Here is a 16,907-nt window from a genome sequence, read left to right as displayed (position 1 = left end):
ATCGGATAAAGGAATCTTTCGTTCCGATGTGGTCTGAACCACTGGCGATCCTGCGCGGCCGGGCCCGCGTGGTTACCGTAAGAAGGCCGTTCATCCGGTATCCCGAAGGGCCGAGACAACAGGACAACACAGGACAGCTCAGGACAACAGGGAGTGGACATGGCCAGCAAGGCTGAGAAGATCGTCGCGGGGCTCGGCGGCATCGACAACATCGTCGAGATCGAGGGCTGCATCACCCGTCTCCGCACCGAGGTCAAGGACCCCTCCCTGGTCGACGAGGCCGCCCTGAAGGCCACCGGCGCCCATGGCGTGGTGAAGATGGGCACCGCGATCCAGGTCGTCATCGGCACCGACGCCGACCCCATCGCCGCCGAGATCGAAGACCTGATGTGAACGACCTGATGCGAACGCGCTGACGGCCGTGGTCTGAAGCCCGTCCCGGCCCCGCTCCCTCACCGGACCGGGGCCCTCGGTGTTGCCGATAGGCTCATCCCATGTCTCGTATCGACGGCCGTACGCCCGACCAGCTCCGCCCCGTGACCATCGAACGCGGATGGAGCAAGCACGCCGAGGGCTCTGTCCTCGTCTCCTTCGGCGACACCCGCGTCCTGTGCACCGCGAGCGTCACCGAGGGCGTTCCGCGCTGGCGCAAGGGCAGCGGCGAGGGCTGGGTCACCGCCGAGTACGCGATGCTGCCGCGCGCCACCAACACCCGCGGTGACCGCGAGTCTGTCCGCGGCAAGATCGGTGGCCGCACCCACGAGATCTCCCGCCTCATCGGCCGCTCGCTGCGCGCCGTCATCGACTTCAAGGCCCTCGGCGAGAACACCGTCGTCCTCGACTGCGACGTCCTCCAGGCCGACGGCGGCACCCGCACCGCCGCCATCACCGGCGCCTACGTGGCCCTCGCCGACGCGATCTCCTGGGCCCAGGGCAAGAAGCTCATCAAGGCCGGGCGCCAGCCGCTCACCGGGACGGTCTCGGCCGTCAGCGTCGGCATCGTCGGCGGCGTCCCGCTGCTCGACCTGTGCTACGAGGAAGACGTGCGCGCCGAAACCGACATGAACGTCGTCTGCACCGGCGACGGCCGTTTCGTCGAGGTCCAGGGCACCGCGGAGGGCGAGCCCTTCGCCCGCGACGAGCTGAACAGCCTGCTCGACCTCGCCGTCGGCGGATGCGTCGAGCTGGCGGGCAACCAGCGGGCGGCGCTGGGCGTTTAGTCAGATGAGGGGCGCGCGCGAACCCGCGCGCGCCCGCATCCGATCCCAGGGGGACCGTCCATGACGCCGCGCCAGGCCCGCCGCGACCGCCACCGTTTCGCCGCCGCCACCACACTCGCCGCCGTCGCCTTCCTGGCGCCGCTCACCGTCGGCTGCGATGCCGTCGACAAGGCCCTCGACTGCGGCCGTCTCGCGGTCGACATATCCAACGACGTGGACAACCTCCAGGACGCCCTCTCCGGCGCCGCCGACAACCCCACCGACGCCGACAAGGTCCTCGACGCCCTCGACAAGGACATCGGCAAGGTCGGCGACCAGACCGACAACGCGGACGTCGGCAAGGCCCTGGGCGACCTCCGGAAGGCCGTGGACAACGTCCAGACCTCCGTCGACAGCGGCAAGCACCCCGACCTGACCCCGGTCAAGGACGCCACCGCCGAACTGACCAACGTCTGCACGCCCTGATCTAATCGACAGCTATGCAGCCACAGCACACCGCAGGGGCGGACAGCGCCCACCCCCGACGCCTGATCCTGGCCACCCGTAACGCGTACAAGATCACCGAGCTGCGCTCGATCCTGGGCGACGCCGGGCTCGACGTCGAACTCGTGGGCGCCGACGCCTATCCGGAGGTCCCGGACGTCAAGGAAACCGGCGTCACCTTCGCCGAGAACGCCCTCCTCAAGGCCCACGCCCTGGCCCAGGCCACCGGCCACCCGGCCATCGCCGACGACTCGGGGCTCTGCGTCGACGTCCTGGGCGGCGCCCCCGGCATCTTCTCCGCCCGCTGGTCCGGCCGCCACGGCGACGACCACGCCAACCTCGACCTGCTGCTCGGCCAGCTCCGCGACGTCCCCGACGAGCACCGCACCGCCCACTTCGAATGCGCCGCGGCCCTCGCCCTCCCCGACGGCACCGAACGCGTCGTCTCCGGCCGCCTCACCGGCACCCTCCGCCACGAACCCACCGGCGGCGGCGGCTTCGGCTACGACCCGATCCTCCAGCCCCACGGCGACACCCGCACCTGCGCCGAACTCACCCCGGACGAGAAGAACGCCATCAGCCACCGAGGCCAGGCGTTCCGCGCGATGGCACCGGTGGTGCGCGAGCTGCTGGGGTGAGCGACACGAAGGCGCGGTCCGCTGATGTGCGGACCGCGCCTTCGAATCCAAGGTACGTGCGGCCGGTGGGACTCGAACCCACATGGGATTTCTCCCAAGGGCACCTAAAACCCTCGCTTATACCAATTCAGCAACGACCGCCAGGTGCTAGCCATCCTAGCGGGCCGACGGCTCCTGTGACACGCGGGTATGCGTCACGGACCGGCCTGAGGCTTTCCCCGGGATCTGCCGCCCCGACACCAGGTTGCCGTGACGGCGTGGCAGTTCGGGCAGAGGAGCCGTACATTCTCGGGCCGGTCATCGCTCCAGTCGCCGTTGACGTGGTCGACTTCCAGCGTCATGGGTCTGCCGCCCCACGACGCTCCGGTCCCGCGTTCGAAGCACCGTTCGGGTACGCCGATGTCGTGAAGCGCTCGACGTAAGGCAGATGTTCGTGTGCGCCGTGCGCCGTCATGCTTGACGAGCACCTGCTCGGGTGGCTTGGCTTGCCGCCGCTTTCCTTGTTGATGGGCCTGCCCGAGAAAGTGCTCGGTGTCGAGACCGTCCTCTGCCACCCACCGGCGGAAGAGTGTCCGAGCCCTGGTGCTGTCAGGTCTGCCCAGTTGTCGCAATGCGCCGGCGATGGAAATGGAGTTGCCGACGGCTTCCCGAAGCCGGGCCTTGGAGGGCCGGGGTGCGGCCTCGCGGATGCCGCTCGGTTCGAAGTGTGAGATGTCGATGCCGAAGTGGTCGAACCGCTTGAACAGGTGGCGCCGGAGCTGGTGGTAGGGACGAACACCGCAGAAGGCGATGACCTCATCGATGCTCACGCAGGCCGCTGCCGCCCTTTCCAGGAGTTCCTGGGTGTACTGGACACCGCCGCTCATTCCGCGGCCCCGGTCCTGGCTTCCTTCCGTTGGCCGCTGGCGCGTCGGCCCTTGCCGCGTCCGCGATAGGTGTCCGTGGTCGAGTGGCAGTTGGGGCACAAGAGCCGCAAATTCTCGAGCCGGTTGTTCCGCCAGTCGCCGTCGATGTGATCGACCTCCAGGGGGAGGGGGCGCCCGCGCCAGAACGGCTCGGCGCCACATCGCGCGCAACGCTCATCAACTCCGCGCTCCAGCATCGCGAGCTTGAGGCGCGCGCTGGGCGCGCGACGGGCGGTGAGTGGATCTGATTCCACGAGGAGTTCCTCAGGCGACCGCCGACGCCCGATGTTCTTCGTCTTCTCGCTGCGGGGCGCTCGTTCGAAATGTGATGTGTCAATTCCGAAGGCGCGAATTCGGCGGCTGATGTGAGTGTGCTGGCCGCCTACGATGTCGAGTCCTAGATGTCGCAGGACATCACACATGTTCGTTGACGCTGCCACTGCGGATTCGAGGATCTCCCTCGTCCAGCGGCCGCCCTCTCGTTGGAAGTGCGAGGTATCGATGCCCATTCTCTTCATGCGCTCGTGGATATAGCGGCGCGTCGAGCTTCTGGGGTCAACCCCGAGTTTGATCAAAGCCTTGGACAGGGTCGTCGAGGATCCTGCGGCTTCGGCAAGGCGTTCTCGCGTATACGGGCTCACCGGCATGGTTCCCTTCCCCCCGGTGCGGTCACCTGTCGCACCCTCGCACTGAGTAACGAATCACCCGCCCAGTGGTTACGCACCCCGGGTGCGGGACCTCGCATGCGGAGTTCGACCGCCCCGGCCGAGCCAACGCCCTGGGGCCGATCCCTTGACCACGCCGTGCGGGGTCCCCTGTGGACGACGCGCTGTGGTTGGCGCCTGGTCCCGACCATGCGACGGGCCGAGGCAGACGTCTCCGAACAGGGCCCGTCCGAGGCCCAGCCGGTCCGCGTGCCCGCCCCGACCGTGATCGGTCCAGGACGTTTCGGCTGGTGCCCCCCGGCGGGATTCGAACCTGCGACACCCGTTTTAGGAGTTCGATCCTGAGTGCGTCCAGGGCGTCCCTGCTCGTGGTCCGCGTCTCCGCCCGGTCCAGCTGTGACCGCCCTGACCCATCGCTGTCCAGCGACGTTGACGTCAGATCGAAGGGTGTTCCTCCGGCAGGGGCTCGCGTACGAACTGAGCGCACCGCTCGTTGCAGGCTTCCATGGCATGGAGGTTCCGCGGCGCGTCAGCATCGTGATCGTCTTGCCCGTCGTCCTCCCAGAAGCAGTCGGGGCAGACTCGGAGTTGCCGCGCTCGTCGAGCGTCACGAAGCCGCAGCAGGGAAAAACGGTATGGGCCGTTCTCGGCCTTCCCGCGGACGTTGAAGAACGGAGCAACCACGACAGCATCTTGCCCTGCTGTGCCGCCGACCAGGACCCCACAGATGCGAACTGCGGGCGGGGCACCCCCTCCAGGGGCACTCCGCTGCTGTACAGCCAGGGCGCACGCTTTCCAAGTCTGTTGATGGGCTCAGAGGCCGCGAACGTGGCCGTTCACTTGGGTTCATGGGCGGCCGGTCCTGGAATCAGCTTCCGGCTTCGGGCCTGGTCTGAACGGCCGCGAACGGCTCTGAATGAGACGGAAACTGAGACGGACGGCAGAACCATCGTGTGCACCTTGCCATGCTGGGAACCTGATCGACTTGAAGGTGGTCAACCGCAGTAAAACAGTGTTTGTCGTACACGAACCGGTCAGAGATACCACGATGTACGCACCATCGTGAGAGGCCACACATGACTACCACTCTTGCCAAGGGCGGCAATGCAGTCCTGTTCTCAGCGGTCTGCCGCGTCACCCTCACCTCACTCATTACGGGCATCGACGTCTCTGCTGTTCTGCTCGGGCAGGACGGCAAGGTGCGGAGCGATGACGATCTTGTCTTCTACAACCATTCGTCACAGGACGGCGTCGCGCTGAATGGGCAAACGATCTTCGCGGACCTGGCCGCCATACCCACGACAGTGGACAGCATTGTGGTTGTCGCCAGCATCGACCCCGAACTGCGGGCCACCCACTTCGACGCTAGCAACACCCCTCATGCGGTCATCGAGTGCGGGAGCGCGCGGATCACCTTTGCGCCGCCACCGCTCACGCATCGGGAAACGGTGGCCATCCTGATCGAGCTCTATAGACGTGCAGGCAGTTGGAAGGCAAGGGCTGTAGGTCAAGGATGGGACACAGGGCTGGCAGGTCTGGCCTCGGACTTCGGCATCGTTGTAGACGACCCAGGACCGTCTACGGCGCAGACCTCATCTGCGGCGACGCCAGCGCAGACGTGGCGCCTGCCTGCTGTGCCGCCGCCATCCACTTACGCACCGCACATCTCAGCAGTGGCTGCACCAGACCCGCCGACGACACCGGCTCGCCCTCTCGTCCCGCTGGGCAAAGTCGCCCTCACCAAGGCCGGCCAGGCGACCATTGACATGCGCAAGGACGACCCAAGCCTCGTCGTGACGGCCACACTTGAGTGGAACGGCGGAAGCGCAGCCCGACGACAAGCTGGCGCGGACCTCGACCTCTACGCCCTCTACGTCCCTGGAAGTCTTGTCACTCAACCTGGAAAGCGACCGAACAAGTCAGAGGAGGTCATCTACTACCGACAGCTCGGATCGCCCTCGGCGCCGCCCTACATCGCACTGGACGGCGACTCCCGGGTGCCCGGCCGTGAGACCATCACGATCCGTCGCCCCGACCTTCAGGGCTTCGTCCTCATGTGTGCCTACAGCGCGGTGGAGAACGGTACCGGTTCCTTCAAGTCCTACGGGGCCCGGGCGGTTGTCACTGATGGACGGGGCTCCACCGTCACGGTGCCGCTATTCAACAACCGCAACCTGTCTTACTGGGTTGCCATTGCCCTGATCGACTTCACTGTGCCCGGCGGTGCCCAGATCCGGCACGTGGAGAAGTACAGCGGCAACCATGTCGAGGCCCGCCCCACGCTGTACTCGAACGGGAACTTCCGAATGAGTACGGGAAAGGTCGAATTCAAGACCAGATAGTCAGTAGCAAGATCAGGGCAAGCCCTCAAGTACTTGGCGGCTCTCGGGCACCCGCACCCCGGAGGCACTGAGCTTGGGAATCACCGGGTCGATCATGCGGATACTGGGGCTGACCTGCGCGATCTGGGCCTGAGGTGCCGCAGTGACCGCTGTTGACCGTTGGTCGCCGACTGTTCTGGCGCGCATCTGGCACGGCGTGGCGCGCGACCTCTTCATCCCGAAGCAGTTTGCGGGGGAGCTCGATATTGGGCTAGTCCGCCTCTCCCTTGCGGCTACGGTCCACAGGTGTGCGCCGTTGTCCCCCGCTGTGCGTGGGTCCTGTCACGCAGTTAGACCTGCACCGCAGGAGAGTCGACTACGAGCAACACTGCCACGTCATCCTGCCGATAGGCGTGCACTTTGTAGGTGCCGGGCTTGTTGGGGCGATTTTCGGTCACGTAGGTGGCCGAGGTCTGATGGGTGAGTTGTGTTGCGCTACGCTCATCTCAGTTAACGCTACGTAATGGAAACTTGTGTTCTAGCGTGGCGCGCAGTGGCGGCCGGAATAGTACAGCATGCGTATGACAGTCGCGGCGGCCGCCGCTAGTCTGGTAGATCGCAGGCTTGGGCCGTGACCCTGGGGGAGTCCTACATGCTGCATGGGCAGATGCTCTGCTACGGCGCTGCTGGTGGGGCAATGGTGTCACTTGTGACGCTCTATAAGCATCTGCAGATGCGGAATCAATGGCCTTGGAAAGTAAAGAACGGGCCGACAAAGCCGATGTACTTCACTGGTGAGGTCATACGGATATTATTAGGCGCTGGTGTTGCATGGGGACTTGCTGCAACGGATCAACTAGGCGTCTTTGGGGCAATTGTGGTTGGTGCGGGGGCGCCAGCCATCCTTGACAAGTGGCAGCGAGCAGCGCCCGGGCTCGCGATGACTCAGCATGCGGCAATGGCGGAAACTTCTCAGCAATCAGGAGAAACTGAGCCTGGCGTAACGAGGATAGCTGTCGGTCGTTCAACTGCTGAGGAAGGTGGTGTGTAGGTATGGGGACTCGCTTCTTAGATGCTCTGACCCACAGCGGTCCGGGGTATGAATTAGCTCAGGATGACGTCTGGATGGACCCGCGCACGGGGGCAAGTCGATTTCTTGACGCATTAACTCACGGCGGTCCTGGCTACGCAGCGCCGTCTGCGGCAGAGATGGCTGAGATTGCCGAACTGAAGCGACGCAAGACGAATGCCCTCTATATTGCTCTGCTAGAGGGGGTCGAGCAGTTCTTCTATGCTAAAGGGCATCTAGAGGCTGCGTCTCGGGCGGAAGATGCAGGAGAGAAAAAGAGGCATTGTGAATCGGCTGTAGCATGCCTGCGTGTTTACTTGCGGTATGCGGATGGGTCAATGGATCTGGCGTTAGGGGCGGCGAGAGAGGCTCTAGGCCCCCTCGACCTGCGATCGAGGCTGTGGCTGCACCGGCTCGATCGCGTCCTCCGGAGGCTGAAGAATGCCGCTCAGGGCCTCTTGGCTGCTTTAGAGGAGTCAGAGAAGCCTAGAGAGCGGATAGCGCACCAATCGCAAGTTGCCGTTAAGCAGGCAACGCGATCCATGGAGGTCCTCTGCCACGCTGTAGCACGGTAAGCAGGAAACGCGTACACGTAGGTTCAACGGTGGGGCTGGCCCGGAAATATTCGGGGTTCGGCCCCACGGTTTTATGTGAACCTTCTGGGAGTCGTGGGCATTGTTGGGGTCGGCAGGGCAGCTTTGGGCGGGGCGGAGATGACGAGAATCGAACTCGTGCTCTGAGCTAGGGAATCACGGGGCGGTTGGTGCTGATCATGGCGCTGGCCAGTGTAAACGAGTGCTGGCGGTGGGCTGGCGTGCCCGCAGTAGCACCCGCCATTGACCGCTGTTTACCGCTCTATCTGGTGCGGCGCCGCTTCATCCCGAACTGCCAGCGGTGCGATCGCTGAGGTCTGGTGGCCTCTCGCTGCAATATCTACTCCTCGCCCCCTCCGTCGCCGCGTCGGCGACGCCAAGCTTCGACCCTCCGCCCGAATTCGAGCAGCGCCGAGGCGAGACTGATGAGCTGCACGATGACCTGGAGAAGATCCACAAGGGCTCCTGAGGTGATCCTCCGAGAGCCTGGGCCTCTTCCGGGAGAAGCATGCACAGGCTCCCGGAACTGTCGGTCCGGGGCTGTGCGCTTCAGCCCGAGCCAGCAAACCCACTACTGGCAAGTTGCGTAGGATCCCAGCCGGTGCGAATTCTCGCACCTTCAGCGTTCCTGGCCACTTGGCCAGGCGCTTAGCTGGTTAGCTTGTCGGCTTCGGGTGGAACTGCGCCCGGCGCACGATGAGATTACCACCGGCGTGAGTGGCTGAGGGCATCTTGTGGCGCCCGGTGGCTTCCATGCCTGCGGCCCCAAACCCACCACTTTCCCAGCTTCCATCCCGTCTGCCGTCGACCCACACGCCGTGGAGCGGGCGTGGTTCCTGGCGTCCAGGTGGAGCGCGCCACTGTACGAACGCCCCGGACGCCAGGGGCCGCGTCTGCTCGGCTCTGCCTGGGTCGACGGCAGATGGGATGGGAGCTCCCTGCGCACGCCGCTACTGACCGGCACTCGCCCACGGTGCCCCGTCCATCCCGGAGCCGGAGCGCCCCCGCCGGAGGCATGTCTTTGACGGTCCTCGCCGTTGCTTGTCGTACGCGGCACCCGGGCGGGCCGGGCGCCGGAGTGGGGCGGAGACAGAAGCGGCGGCCCGTGCCGCCGGGCCGCGTGCGCCGCGCCTTGACCCCGTAGATGAGGTTGTAACTCACTGTTGGCGCTTGGCGTTCTAAAACTGGCGATCATCGATTACGCCTGGGCTGTGGTCTTCTGCTTGAGGCGCTCGTGCCGGTCGTGCTCTCAGCCGAGGCTGAGGGACTTATTTCGTGGCATCAGCTGCCGAGTATGTCGATGAGGTGGTCGTCCAGGTCCGCGACGAACTTCTCGTGGCGCCAGGGGCGCAGGGCCTTGCGCGCCTGGCGTAGGCGAAGCGCGGGCACGCGTCCGCCGGTGGTGGCTGTGGTGGTGATGCAGTCGTGCAGGAGGTCCACGGCTGTTTCCGGTGCGTTGAGGCGGATGCAGGCCAGGGCCTGATCGGTGGTGACGATGGTTCGCTGTACGCGCTCACGTGGTCCTCGCAGGGCCTTTGCGCTGCTGGCGAAGACGTCGTGGGCGACCGCCGCGTCTCCTACGTACAGCTGGCACAGGCCCTCGAAGCCCCGCAGGTGATCCGCGCTGAAGCTCGTGGGCACCGGGTCGCCGTCCGTGTTGCGTTCGACGTCGTACCAGGCCAGCGCCAGCGCGGTCTGCGCATGTCGCTCGGCGTCCGACCGGGCGGCGATCTCGGCCTGCAGCGCATGGGCTCGGGCCCGTACGCGGATGCTGTCGCCCGTGCGGGCATCGTGCACTGCGGCGTCGACCAGCTCACGGGCCGCGCCGATACCGGGGGTTGAGTAGAGCGTCACCAGAGCGTGGCTCATGTGAACGATAGCTCGGTGCCACGTGGTGTCGAGCTGTCCTGCTGTGTGTGTTGCGGCCGCGTACAGGGCGCGGGATGCCTGGTCGTCGCTGGTTTCGAACGCCAACCGTCCGGCGAGGGTGTACGCCTGAGCGGCGACCGTGCGTAACTCGGGCAGCAGCGGTTCGGGCACGCCGCTGGCCAGGAGTCGCTGGCAGGACTCGGTTACGGGGGCGAGTAGGAGCTGCAGTCGGGCGAAGGGGAGCGAACCTACGTGTGCGTTGACGTCTTCGACTGCCGTCCGCAGGCCATCGAGGAGTGCGTCATCGGCGAGTGCCGGATCGGCGAGCGCAGCTGCCATGGACACCTGGGTGGTGGGGCCGAGCAGGGCGAGGAGGCCAGACCCGCTGTTGGTTGCCGTGCGGGCCAGGAGGGTGCGTAGTTCGTGTAGTTGGGTCTCTGCTTCGCCCAGGTGCGCGAGGGCGTCGAGCAGTTCGGCGAAGTCGCTGCCGGGACCGAGGGAGATATGACCGTCAGCGCCTCGGGCGTAGAGGTGGGCCAGCAGGAGTTGGTACCGCTCGCTGGGGAGGATGGGGTTCGTCGTGCTCTCCCACCGGGCAACGGATCGCTGCACGCTCGGGATAGTCGGGGCGAGGGGCTGGCCGAGGTGGCGCGCCGTCTCGATGAGCGCCCGCGCCGTATCGGCCAGAGACCAGCCCCGCGCCTTTCGGAGGGACTTGAGGGCAGCAGCACCGAGGAGGGCTTCGCACGTGCTCATGCCCTCATCATGCCGGTGACTCACATCACACGGGCACGATTAGGCGTGGTTTCCCCTGTTCGGCACCGTAGTTGAGGGTCTGCCACGTACCCGCTGCCCCCTGAAGCCCTACGAGAGGGAACCCGATCACCATGTCGGAGTGATCGACCATCCACCGGTTCCGGGCGTGGAAGGCCGGGCTGCCCAGCGCTGTCGCATGCAGCTCGACGACCTCCGTGATGCTGCTGCGGCTGTGGGTGATGGCCTGTTGTGCCTCAGGGGGCTGTTGCCGGACGGTGCCGGGGACGACGATGGTGATCTGCGCGTGGGTGTTCGCGGCCAGCCAGAGCAGGGACAGGCTGTCGATGCCCCTGGCGCCGCCGATGTAGAAGCGCGTCTCCTCACCAGCGAACGGGCCGAGGTAGCGGGTGAACAGCTCGGTATAACTGTCGAGGCCGCGGTGCCCTGTCGATCGGGTGCCGGTGATGGTCACGACCCGAGTCATGATCCACTCCATGTCATAGGTTGTCATATTCCGCCGTGTCTGCCGGTGCGGTGACATCGATGCATGGACACATCCAGCTATCGCGGCCTCGCCGACAACAGCATCGCTCCGGGTGCAGCGACATGACGACCAGAACCGTTCCATGGACGCCGCCGCGTGGCAGCGACGTCGAGATGGTCAAGGTTGGCCCTCACTGGGACGTGCTGCGCGCGCCCGCTGAGATCGGCGAACGGGCGCTGGAGTTACTCGGTGATGCGTCCGGTGCCGTCATCGCCGACTACGGATTGATGTACTGGCTCATCCCGGCGGGGCATGCTCAGGGCTGGCGACGTATCTGGGAGGGGATCCACGCGCTGGGTGCGCAGGGGGCCGAGGTTACGTACGTCGGCGTGCCGCCCGCGCACTGGAGGGGCGGGCCACGTCTGCACTGGCGCGTGCCCGTGGGTCCCGACCGGTACCTGACCGACGCGGTCCGGCTTCGTGAGGCACTGGTGCGGGCAATCGCCGCAGAGCCCGCCGAGGGGGCGACGGCCCGGTGATGCCTCAGGTCTGCGCCCGTTGCCAAACGACCACCAGGCAGCCGGTCGTGGTTGCGATCGGGTACGGCGCGAGCGCGGGTGGGGGCACGGTCTACGCCTGCCCCGACTGCGCGCCCACCTTTCCGCAGCAGCGGGACCCGTTCGACGGCAGCCTCCTCGCCCGACCCGATCCCGTCAGGCGGCAGTCGTGAAGACCTTCTGGAAGAAGGCCCGCCGAGAGCCTGCCATGCACCGAACGCCCTGGGGCCGGTTCCTCGACCATGCCTTGGTCTGCTCCGACTGCCGCACCAGTCAGCGATGCCCGGATGGTGAGCGTCTGCACGACGCTGTCCGGCGCGCGGCCCGCAGCGCGGTGCCATGACCATGTGGCGTCCAGACGCGGGAAAGGCCCCTCGTTCGAATGAACGAGGGGCCCTGCAGCTCTCTGACCTGCTGCGCAGCTGGTGCGCCCGGCGGGGTTCGAACCTGGGGCACCCGCTTTAGGAGAGCGGTGCTCAGAGACCCAGGTCTTTGATGATCTTGGCTACGTGGCCGGTGGCCTTGACGTTGTAGAGGGCGCGCTCGACCTTGCCCTGTTCGTCGATGATGACGGTGGAGCGGATGACGCCGGTGACCGTCTTGCCGTAGAGCTTCTTCTCGCCGAAGGCGCCGTAGGACTCCAGGGTTTCCTTGGAGGGGTCGGCGAGCAGGGTGACCGCCAGGGATTCCTGGTCGCGGAACTTGGCGAGCTTCTCCGGCTTGTCGGGGGAGATGCCGATGACGTCGTAGCCGTGTCCGGCGAGGAATTCGAGCTGGTCGGTGAAGTCGCAGGCCTGCTTCGTGCAGCCGGGGGTGAGGGCGGCGGGGTAGAAGTAGACGATGACCTTGCGGCCCGCGTGGTCGGCGAGGGAGACCTGCTTGCCGTCCGCGTCGGGGAGGGTGAAGGCGGGGGCGGTGTCGCCGGGCTGCAGTCGCTCGCTCATGGTCTGGGTGCTCCTCGTGGCTTCGGGTGTTCCGTAACGGCAGGCGTTACGTGACGACATTAGCCAGCATCTTCGCCGGGGGTGCCGTGGGGCGGGGGAGGGGGGAAGCTGACAGACTGTCCATCACGAATCATCGGGACGACGACGGAGGCAGCGCGGTGTCGGATGCCAGGACCCCTGCGCAGATCGAGGCGGATATCGCCCGGAGGCGGCAGGAGCTCGCCGTGACGCTCGACGAGATCGGGGTGCGGGTGCATCCGAAGACGATCATGGGCGATGCCAAGGCGAAGGCGGCGTCGGCCGTGGACCGGACGGCGGGGCGGGCGTATGTGTCCGCGAACCGGGTCGTCACCAATGTGCGCGGCCAGCTGGTCACCGAGGACGGGGCGCCGCGGATGGAGCGGATCGTGCCGGTCGCGCTCGTCGTGGTGGGGCTGGTCGGCCTGCTGGCGGTGTCGTCCCGTGGCGGCGGCGGTGGCAAGGCCAAGCGCTGCAAGCGGCGTCGGTAAGGGTTCTAGGTGTTCCCTGCCGCCCTGTGGCGCCGATAGGCCGTTCGGGCGGGTACGGTCAGGACCGTGAGTGCGAACACGTCCCATGACAAGCTGCCCATCCGGATGCTGCACGACCGGGTGCTGGTCCGTACCGACATTCCGGAGGGTGAGCGCCGGTCCACCGGCGGTATCGTCATCCCCGCGACCGCGGCGGTCGGCAAGCGGCTGGCCTGGGCCGAGGTGGTCGCGGTCGGGCAGAACGTGCGGACCGTGGAGCCGGGCGACCGGGTGCTCTACGACCCGGAGGACCGGGCCGAGGTGGAGGTCCGCGGGGTCGCCTACGTACTGATGCGCGAGCGCGATCTGCACGCCGTCGCCGCCGAGCGGCTGGAGGGCGCGGAGGACTCGACGGGGCTGTACCTGTAGCCAGACGTAGAAGACGTACAAGAGGGTGGTGACGGAGATCCGTCACCACCCTCTGCCGTGTCCGGCGGGCGCCGGGGCTCAGCCGCCGTCCGCGCCTCCGATGTCCCCGCCCGGGTCACCGGGCCCGCCGGGGCCGCCGTCGGTCGGCGGGCCGGTCGGGAAGTCGGTGGACGGGGTCTCCGGGGGCTCCACGGTGGGCTCGGTCGGCGGGTCGTACGTCGGGAACGTCGGCGGCTGGGTAGGCGCCGTGGGCTCCGTGGTGGGCGGTGTGGTGGGGATCTGCGGGGCGGACGGCGGGGCCTCGGTCGGCTCCGTCGGCAGCTCGGGCGTGCCGATGCCGTCCTCCAGCTTCAGGTCGAAGTCGGCCGGGGGCTTCCCGTCGAGCGCCCCGGAGACGTAGTCCGCCCAGATCTCGGCGGGGTAGCCGCCGCCGTTGATCCGGTCCAGCCCGGTGGCCCCGTACAGCGGCTTCTGGACGCCGGTGTTCGAGTCCTGGCCCATGACGGCCACGACGGTGGCCAGGTCCGGGGTGTAGCCCGCGAACCAGGCGGCCTTGTCCTCCTCGGCGGTGCCGGTCTTGCCCGCGGCCGGGCGCTCGGCGCCCTGCGCCGCCGTGCCGGTGCCGCCGTCGACGACGCTCTGCAGTATCGAGGTGGTGGTGTCCGCGGCGGTCCGGGGGACGGCCTGCCGCACCTCCCGGTCCGGCAGCTTGATCTGGGCCCCGTCCTTGGTGACCTGGGCGACCAGGCTGTACTGCCCGTGCCGCCCGTGGTTGGCGAGGGTCGCGTACGCCTCGGTCATGTCGAGCACGCTGGCGGTGGCCGGGCCGAGCGCGATGGAGGGGGAGGCGTGCAGGTCGGGGGTGTTCTTGGGGATGCCGAGGTCGAGGGCGGTCTGCTTGACCTTGGCGGGGCCGACGTCCTCGGCCATCTGCGCGTACACCGAGTTGACCGAGCTGTCGGTGGCCGTGGTGACGTCGATGTCGCCGTAGTCGACGTCGTCCTCGTTGGCGGGCGAGTAGCCGGTGGGGCCGTCCGGGCCGATCACTTCGCGCTTGTTGTCGCCGTTGTAGAGGGTGTCCGGGGTGATCGTCTGGCCGTCCTGGGTGGTGGCTTCGTTGGCCACCGCCGAGGTGAAGACGAATGGCTTGAAAGTGGATCCCACTTGGTAGTCACGGCGCGTCGCGTTGTTGACGAACTGCTTGGTGTAGTCGATTCCGCCGTAGAGGGCGACGACCTTCCCGGTCTTGGGGTCGATCGAGGCGCCGCCCGCCCGGACGTAGCTGTCGACCTTGCGGTCGTCGCCGAGCTTGCTCATCAGCCGGTCGCGGACGGCCTCCGTGAAGGCGTCCTGCTTGCCCTTGTCGATCGTGGTGGTGATCCGGTAGCCGCCCCGGGCCAGGGTCTGCTCGTCGATGATGCCGTTGCTGGTGAGGTAGTCCTCGACCGCTTCGACCAGATACCCGCGCTGTCCCGACATCCCGGAGGGGGCCTTGGCCTCGGTGGGCTCCGGGAAGGTCATCTTGTTGCGCTCGGCGCGGCTGAGCCAGTGCTTCTTGACCATGCCGTCGAGGACGTAGTTCCAGCGGGCCTCGGCGCGCGGCTTGTTCTGCGGGTGGGCGATGATGTCGTACGCGCTGGGGGCGTTGAGCAGGGTGGCCAGGTAGGCGCTCTGGGCCGTGTTCAGCTCGTCGATGTTCTTGCCGTAGTACGCCTGGGCGGCGGCCTGGATGCCGTAGGCGTTGCGGCCGAAGTAGCTGGTGTTGAGGTAGCCCTCGAGGATCTTGTCCTTGCTCACCTCGCGATCCAGCTTGATCGCGATGAAGAACTCCTTGGCCTTGCGGGTGACCGTCTGTTCCTGGTCCAGGTAGTAGTTCTTCACGTACTGCTGGGTGATCGTGGAGCCCGACTGCTTGCCCTTGCCGGTGGCGGTGTTCCAGGCGGCCCGGACCATCGCCTCGGGGTTGATCGCGGACTCGGTGTAGAAGTCCCGGTCCTCGGCGGCGAGCACCGCGTGCTGGGTCCGCTTGGGCACCTGGCTGAGCTGCACGTTCTCCCGGTTGACCTTGCCCTCGCGGGCGAGCGGGGAGCCGTCGGAGTACAGGAAGACATTGCTCTGGGCGATGGCGGCCTTGTTGGCCGCGGGGATGTCGACGAGCAGATAGCCGGTGACCAGGGCGCCCGCGACGAGCAGGAGGAACAGCAGCGAGCCGCCCAGCGCCATCCGCCAGGTGGGGAGCAGCCGACGCCAGCCGGTGCGCCGGGGGCGGCCCTTTCTGCCCGTGGTGCCGCCGTTGCCGGAGCCGTTGCGGCTGCTCGGGTCGCCCGCGCCGGCCGCGCCGCCGTGGATCAGTTGGGGCTCGTCGCTCATGTCTCCTGAGACTCCTCGGCCGCCGTCGAGGGTTGCGCCGCGGCGGAATCGTGCACGGTCGGGCGATTCGCGTCGTACGCCCCATAAAACACTGTCGCATCATCCGTTCCGGGCCAGGGACGTGGCACGCACCCGTGACTGGTCTGTGACCGGCCGAACGAGTGATTCCCCTCACACCATCCGGTGAAAAATATCTGGCTGGGTCACCTGCCCGCGGACTAGGCTTCCACGCTTTGGTGCCGTGCGGACGGGGGAGGGGGAACAGGCTGATGCGGCTCTACGCGGCCGTCGCGCTGAGCGGCTTCAAACGCTACGCGACGTACCGGGTCGCCACCGTGGCCGGGGTGTTCACCAACACCGTTTTCGGCTTCATCGTCGCGTACACGTACGCCGCGCTGTGGGACGAACGGCCGCATCTCGGCGGGTACAACCTTTCCCAAGCCCTCACGTTCGTCTGGTTGGGGCAGGCGCTGCTGGCGGCCGTGGCGCTGTTCGGCGGCGGCTTCCAGGACGAGCTTCAGGAGCGGATCCGGTCAGGTGACATCGCCGTCGACCTCTACCGCCCGGTCGACCTCCAGTTGTGGTGGCTGGCGTCGGACCTCGGCCGGGCCGCCTTCCAGCTGCTGGGGCGCGGCATCGTACCCATGGTGTGCGGCGCGCTGGCCTTCGAACTCACGCTGCCCGGCTCCCCGTTGACCTGGCTGTGTTTTCTGCTGTCGGTGCTGCTCGCGGTGTGCGTGGGGTTCGCGGTGCGCTATCTGGTCGCGCTGGCCGCCTTCTGGCTGCTGGACGGGTCGGGGCTGAGCCTGATCAGCGGGCTGCTGTGCATGTTCTTCTCCGGGATGGTGCTGCCGCTGAACGTCTTCCCCGGGCGGCTCGGCGAGATCGCCGAGGCGCTGCCGTGGGCGGCGATGCTCCAGGTGCCCGCGGATGTCCTCTTGGGGCGCCATCACGGGGCCGCGGTGGCGGGGGCGCTGGCCTTCCAGGCGGGGTGGGCGGTGGTGCTGTTCGCGGCCGGGCGGGCGCTCCAGTCGGTCGCGACCCGGAAGGTGGTGGTCCAGGGTGGCTGAGCCCCCGGCCCGCTCCCGGGCGTACGACGGACTGCGCGCCTATGCG

At 67.1% G+C, this 16,907-nt stretch carries 16 protein-coding genes and 1 tRNA gene; 10 read left to right on the top strand and 7 right to left on the bottom strand.

All coding sequences use genetic code 11. The annotated features are described in order from the left end of the window. Positions 1 to 99: 99 nt before the first annotated feature. The 4 genes from ACZ59A_RS06860 to rdgB all read left to right on the top strand — a co-directional run bounded on the left by ACZ59A_RS06860 (position 100) and on the right by rdgB (position 2,341). A complete protein-coding gene (locus ACZ59A_RS06860; RefSeq protein WP_470954690.1) occupies positions 100 to 393 on the top strand; it encodes a PTS sugar transporter subunit IIB in 294 nt (97 codons plus the stop codon). A gap of 101 nt (positions 394 to 494) precedes the next feature. Next, entirely contained in the window at positions 495 to 1,220 is a 726-nt protein-coding gene (gene rph / locus ACZ59A_RS06855) for a ribonuclease PH (RefSeq protein WP_468052823.1), read from the top strand. A gap of 60 nt (positions 1,221 to 1,280) precedes the next feature. After that, a complete protein-coding gene (locus ACZ59A_RS06850; protein WP_470954414.1) occupies positions 1,281 to 1,685 on the top strand; it encodes a hypothetical protein in 405 nt (134 codons plus the stop codon). A gap of 14 nt (positions 1,686 to 1,699) precedes the next feature. Beyond that, positions 1,700 to 2,341 carry an RdgB/HAM1 family non-canonical purine NTP pyrophosphatase gene (gene rdgB, locus ACZ59A_RS06845; RefSeq protein ID WP_470954412.1) on the top strand — a complete coding sequence of 214 codons (642 nt, stop codon included), beginning with the start codon at positions 1,700 to 1,702 and terminating at the stop codon, positions 2,339 to 2,341. Between the two features lie 57 nt (positions 2,342 to 2,398). On the opposite strand, the gene ACZ59A_RS06840 is transcribed toward rdgB, so the two are convergent. The 3 genes from ACZ59A_RS06840 to ACZ59A_RS06830 all read right to left on the bottom strand — a co-directional run bounded on the left by ACZ59A_RS06840 (position 2,399) and on the right by ACZ59A_RS06830 (position 3,893). Then, positions 2,399 to 2,482, bottom strand: a tRNA-Leu gene (locus ACZ59A_RS06840). A gap of 53 nt (positions 2,483 to 2,535) precedes the next feature. Then, entirely contained in the window at positions 2,536 to 3,207 is a 672-nt protein-coding gene (locus ACZ59A_RS06835; RefSeq protein WP_470954409.1) for an HNH endonuclease, read from the bottom strand. Continuing rightward, positions 3,204 to 3,893, bottom strand: coding sequence for an HNH endonuclease signature motif containing protein (locus ACZ59A_RS06830; RefSeq protein WP_470954406.1), 690 nt, complete (start codon positions 3,891 to 3,893; stop codon positions 3,204 to 3,206). Before ACZ59A_RS06830 ends, ACZ59A_RS06835 begins: the two co-directional genes overlap by 4 nt. 1,094 nt (positions 3,894 to 4,987) lie before the next feature. On the opposite strand from ACZ59A_RS06830, the gene ACZ59A_RS06825 reads away from it, so the two are divergent. Together ACZ59A_RS06825 and ACZ59A_RS06820 are read left to right on the top strand one after the other, a co-directional pair. Then, positions 4,988 to 6,253, top strand: coding sequence for a TerD family protein (locus ACZ59A_RS06825; RefSeq protein ID WP_470954403.1), 1,266 nt, complete (start codon positions 4,988 to 4,990; stop codon positions 6,251 to 6,253). Between the two features lie 610 nt (positions 6,254 to 6,863). Next, positions 6,864 to 7,283: a hypothetical protein gene (locus ACZ59A_RS06820; protein WP_470954400.1), complete on the top strand. Its 420-nt coding sequence runs from the start codon at positions 6,864 to 6,866 to the stop codon at positions 7,281 to 7,283. 1,892 nt (positions 7,284 to 9,175) lie between these two features. On the opposite strand, the gene ACZ59A_RS06815 is transcribed toward ACZ59A_RS06820, so the two are convergent. Then, positions 9,176 to 10,519, bottom strand: a complete 1,344-nt coding sequence (locus tag ACZ59A_RS06815) for a hypothetical protein (protein ID WP_470954397.1) — start codon at positions 10,517 to 10,519, stop codon at positions 9,176 to 9,178. A gap of 25 nt (positions 10,520 to 10,544) precedes the next feature. Beyond that, on the bottom strand, positions 10,545 to 11,003 hold the full coding sequence (locus tag ACZ59A_RS06810; protein ID WP_470954394.1) for a DNA-processing protein DprA: 459 nt from the start codon (positions 11,001 to 11,003) through the stop codon (positions 10,545 to 10,547). Positions 11,004 to 11,125: 122 nt separating this feature from the next. On the opposite strand from ACZ59A_RS06810, the gene ACZ59A_RS06805 reads away from it, so the two are divergent. Beyond that, positions 11,126 to 11,542, top strand: coding sequence for a hypothetical protein (locus tag ACZ59A_RS06805; RefSeq protein WP_470954392.1), 417 nt, complete (start codon positions 11,126 to 11,128; stop codon positions 11,540 to 11,542). A 494-nt stretch (positions 11,543 to 12,036) separates the two neighbouring features. Here ACZ59A_RS06805 and bcp read toward each other — a convergent pair whose 3' ends face one another. Further along, positions 12,037 to 12,504 (bottom strand): thioredoxin-dependent thiol peroxidase, encoded by a 468-nt coding sequence (bcp, locus tag ACZ59A_RS06800; protein ID WP_470954390.1) that lies wholly within the window; start codon positions 12,502 to 12,504, stop codon positions 12,037 to 12,039. Positions 12,505 to 12,662: 158 nt separating this feature from the next. On the opposite strand from bcp, the gene ACZ59A_RS06795 reads away from it, so the two are divergent. Both ACZ59A_RS06795 and ACZ59A_RS06790 read left to right on the top strand, forming a co-directional pair. Next, positions 12,663 to 13,013 (top strand): DUF3618 domain-containing protein, encoded by a 351-nt coding sequence (locus tag ACZ59A_RS06795; protein WP_470954388.1) that lies wholly within the window; start codon positions 12,663 to 12,665, stop codon positions 13,011 to 13,013. A gap of 66 nt (positions 13,014 to 13,079) precedes the next feature. Further along, a complete protein-coding gene (locus ACZ59A_RS06790; RefSeq protein WP_123104969.1) occupies positions 13,080 to 13,421 on the top strand; it encodes a GroES family chaperonin in 342 nt (113 codons plus the stop codon). 78 nt (positions 13,422 to 13,499) lie between these two features. Here ACZ59A_RS06790 and ACZ59A_RS06785 read toward each other — a convergent pair whose 3' ends face one another. Then, a complete protein-coding gene (locus tag ACZ59A_RS06785; protein ID WP_470954386.1) occupies positions 13,500 to 15,791 on the bottom strand; it encodes a transglycosylase domain-containing protein in 2,292 nt (763 codons plus the stop codon). Between the two features lie 269 nt (positions 15,792 to 16,060). Here ACZ59A_RS06785 and ACZ59A_RS06780 point away from each other — a divergent pair, with 269 nt between their 5' ends. After that, positions 16,061 to 16,861 (top strand): ABC transporter permease, encoded by an 801-nt coding sequence (locus tag ACZ59A_RS06780; protein ID WP_470954384.1) that lies wholly within the window; start codon positions 16,061 to 16,063, stop codon positions 16,859 to 16,861. Positions 16,862 to 16,907 lie beyond the last annotated feature (46 nt).

It is taken from the genome of Streptomyces sp. NPDC040405 (assembly GCF_055595765.1).
This window is presented reverse-complemented; position numbering and strand designations above follow the sequence as displayed.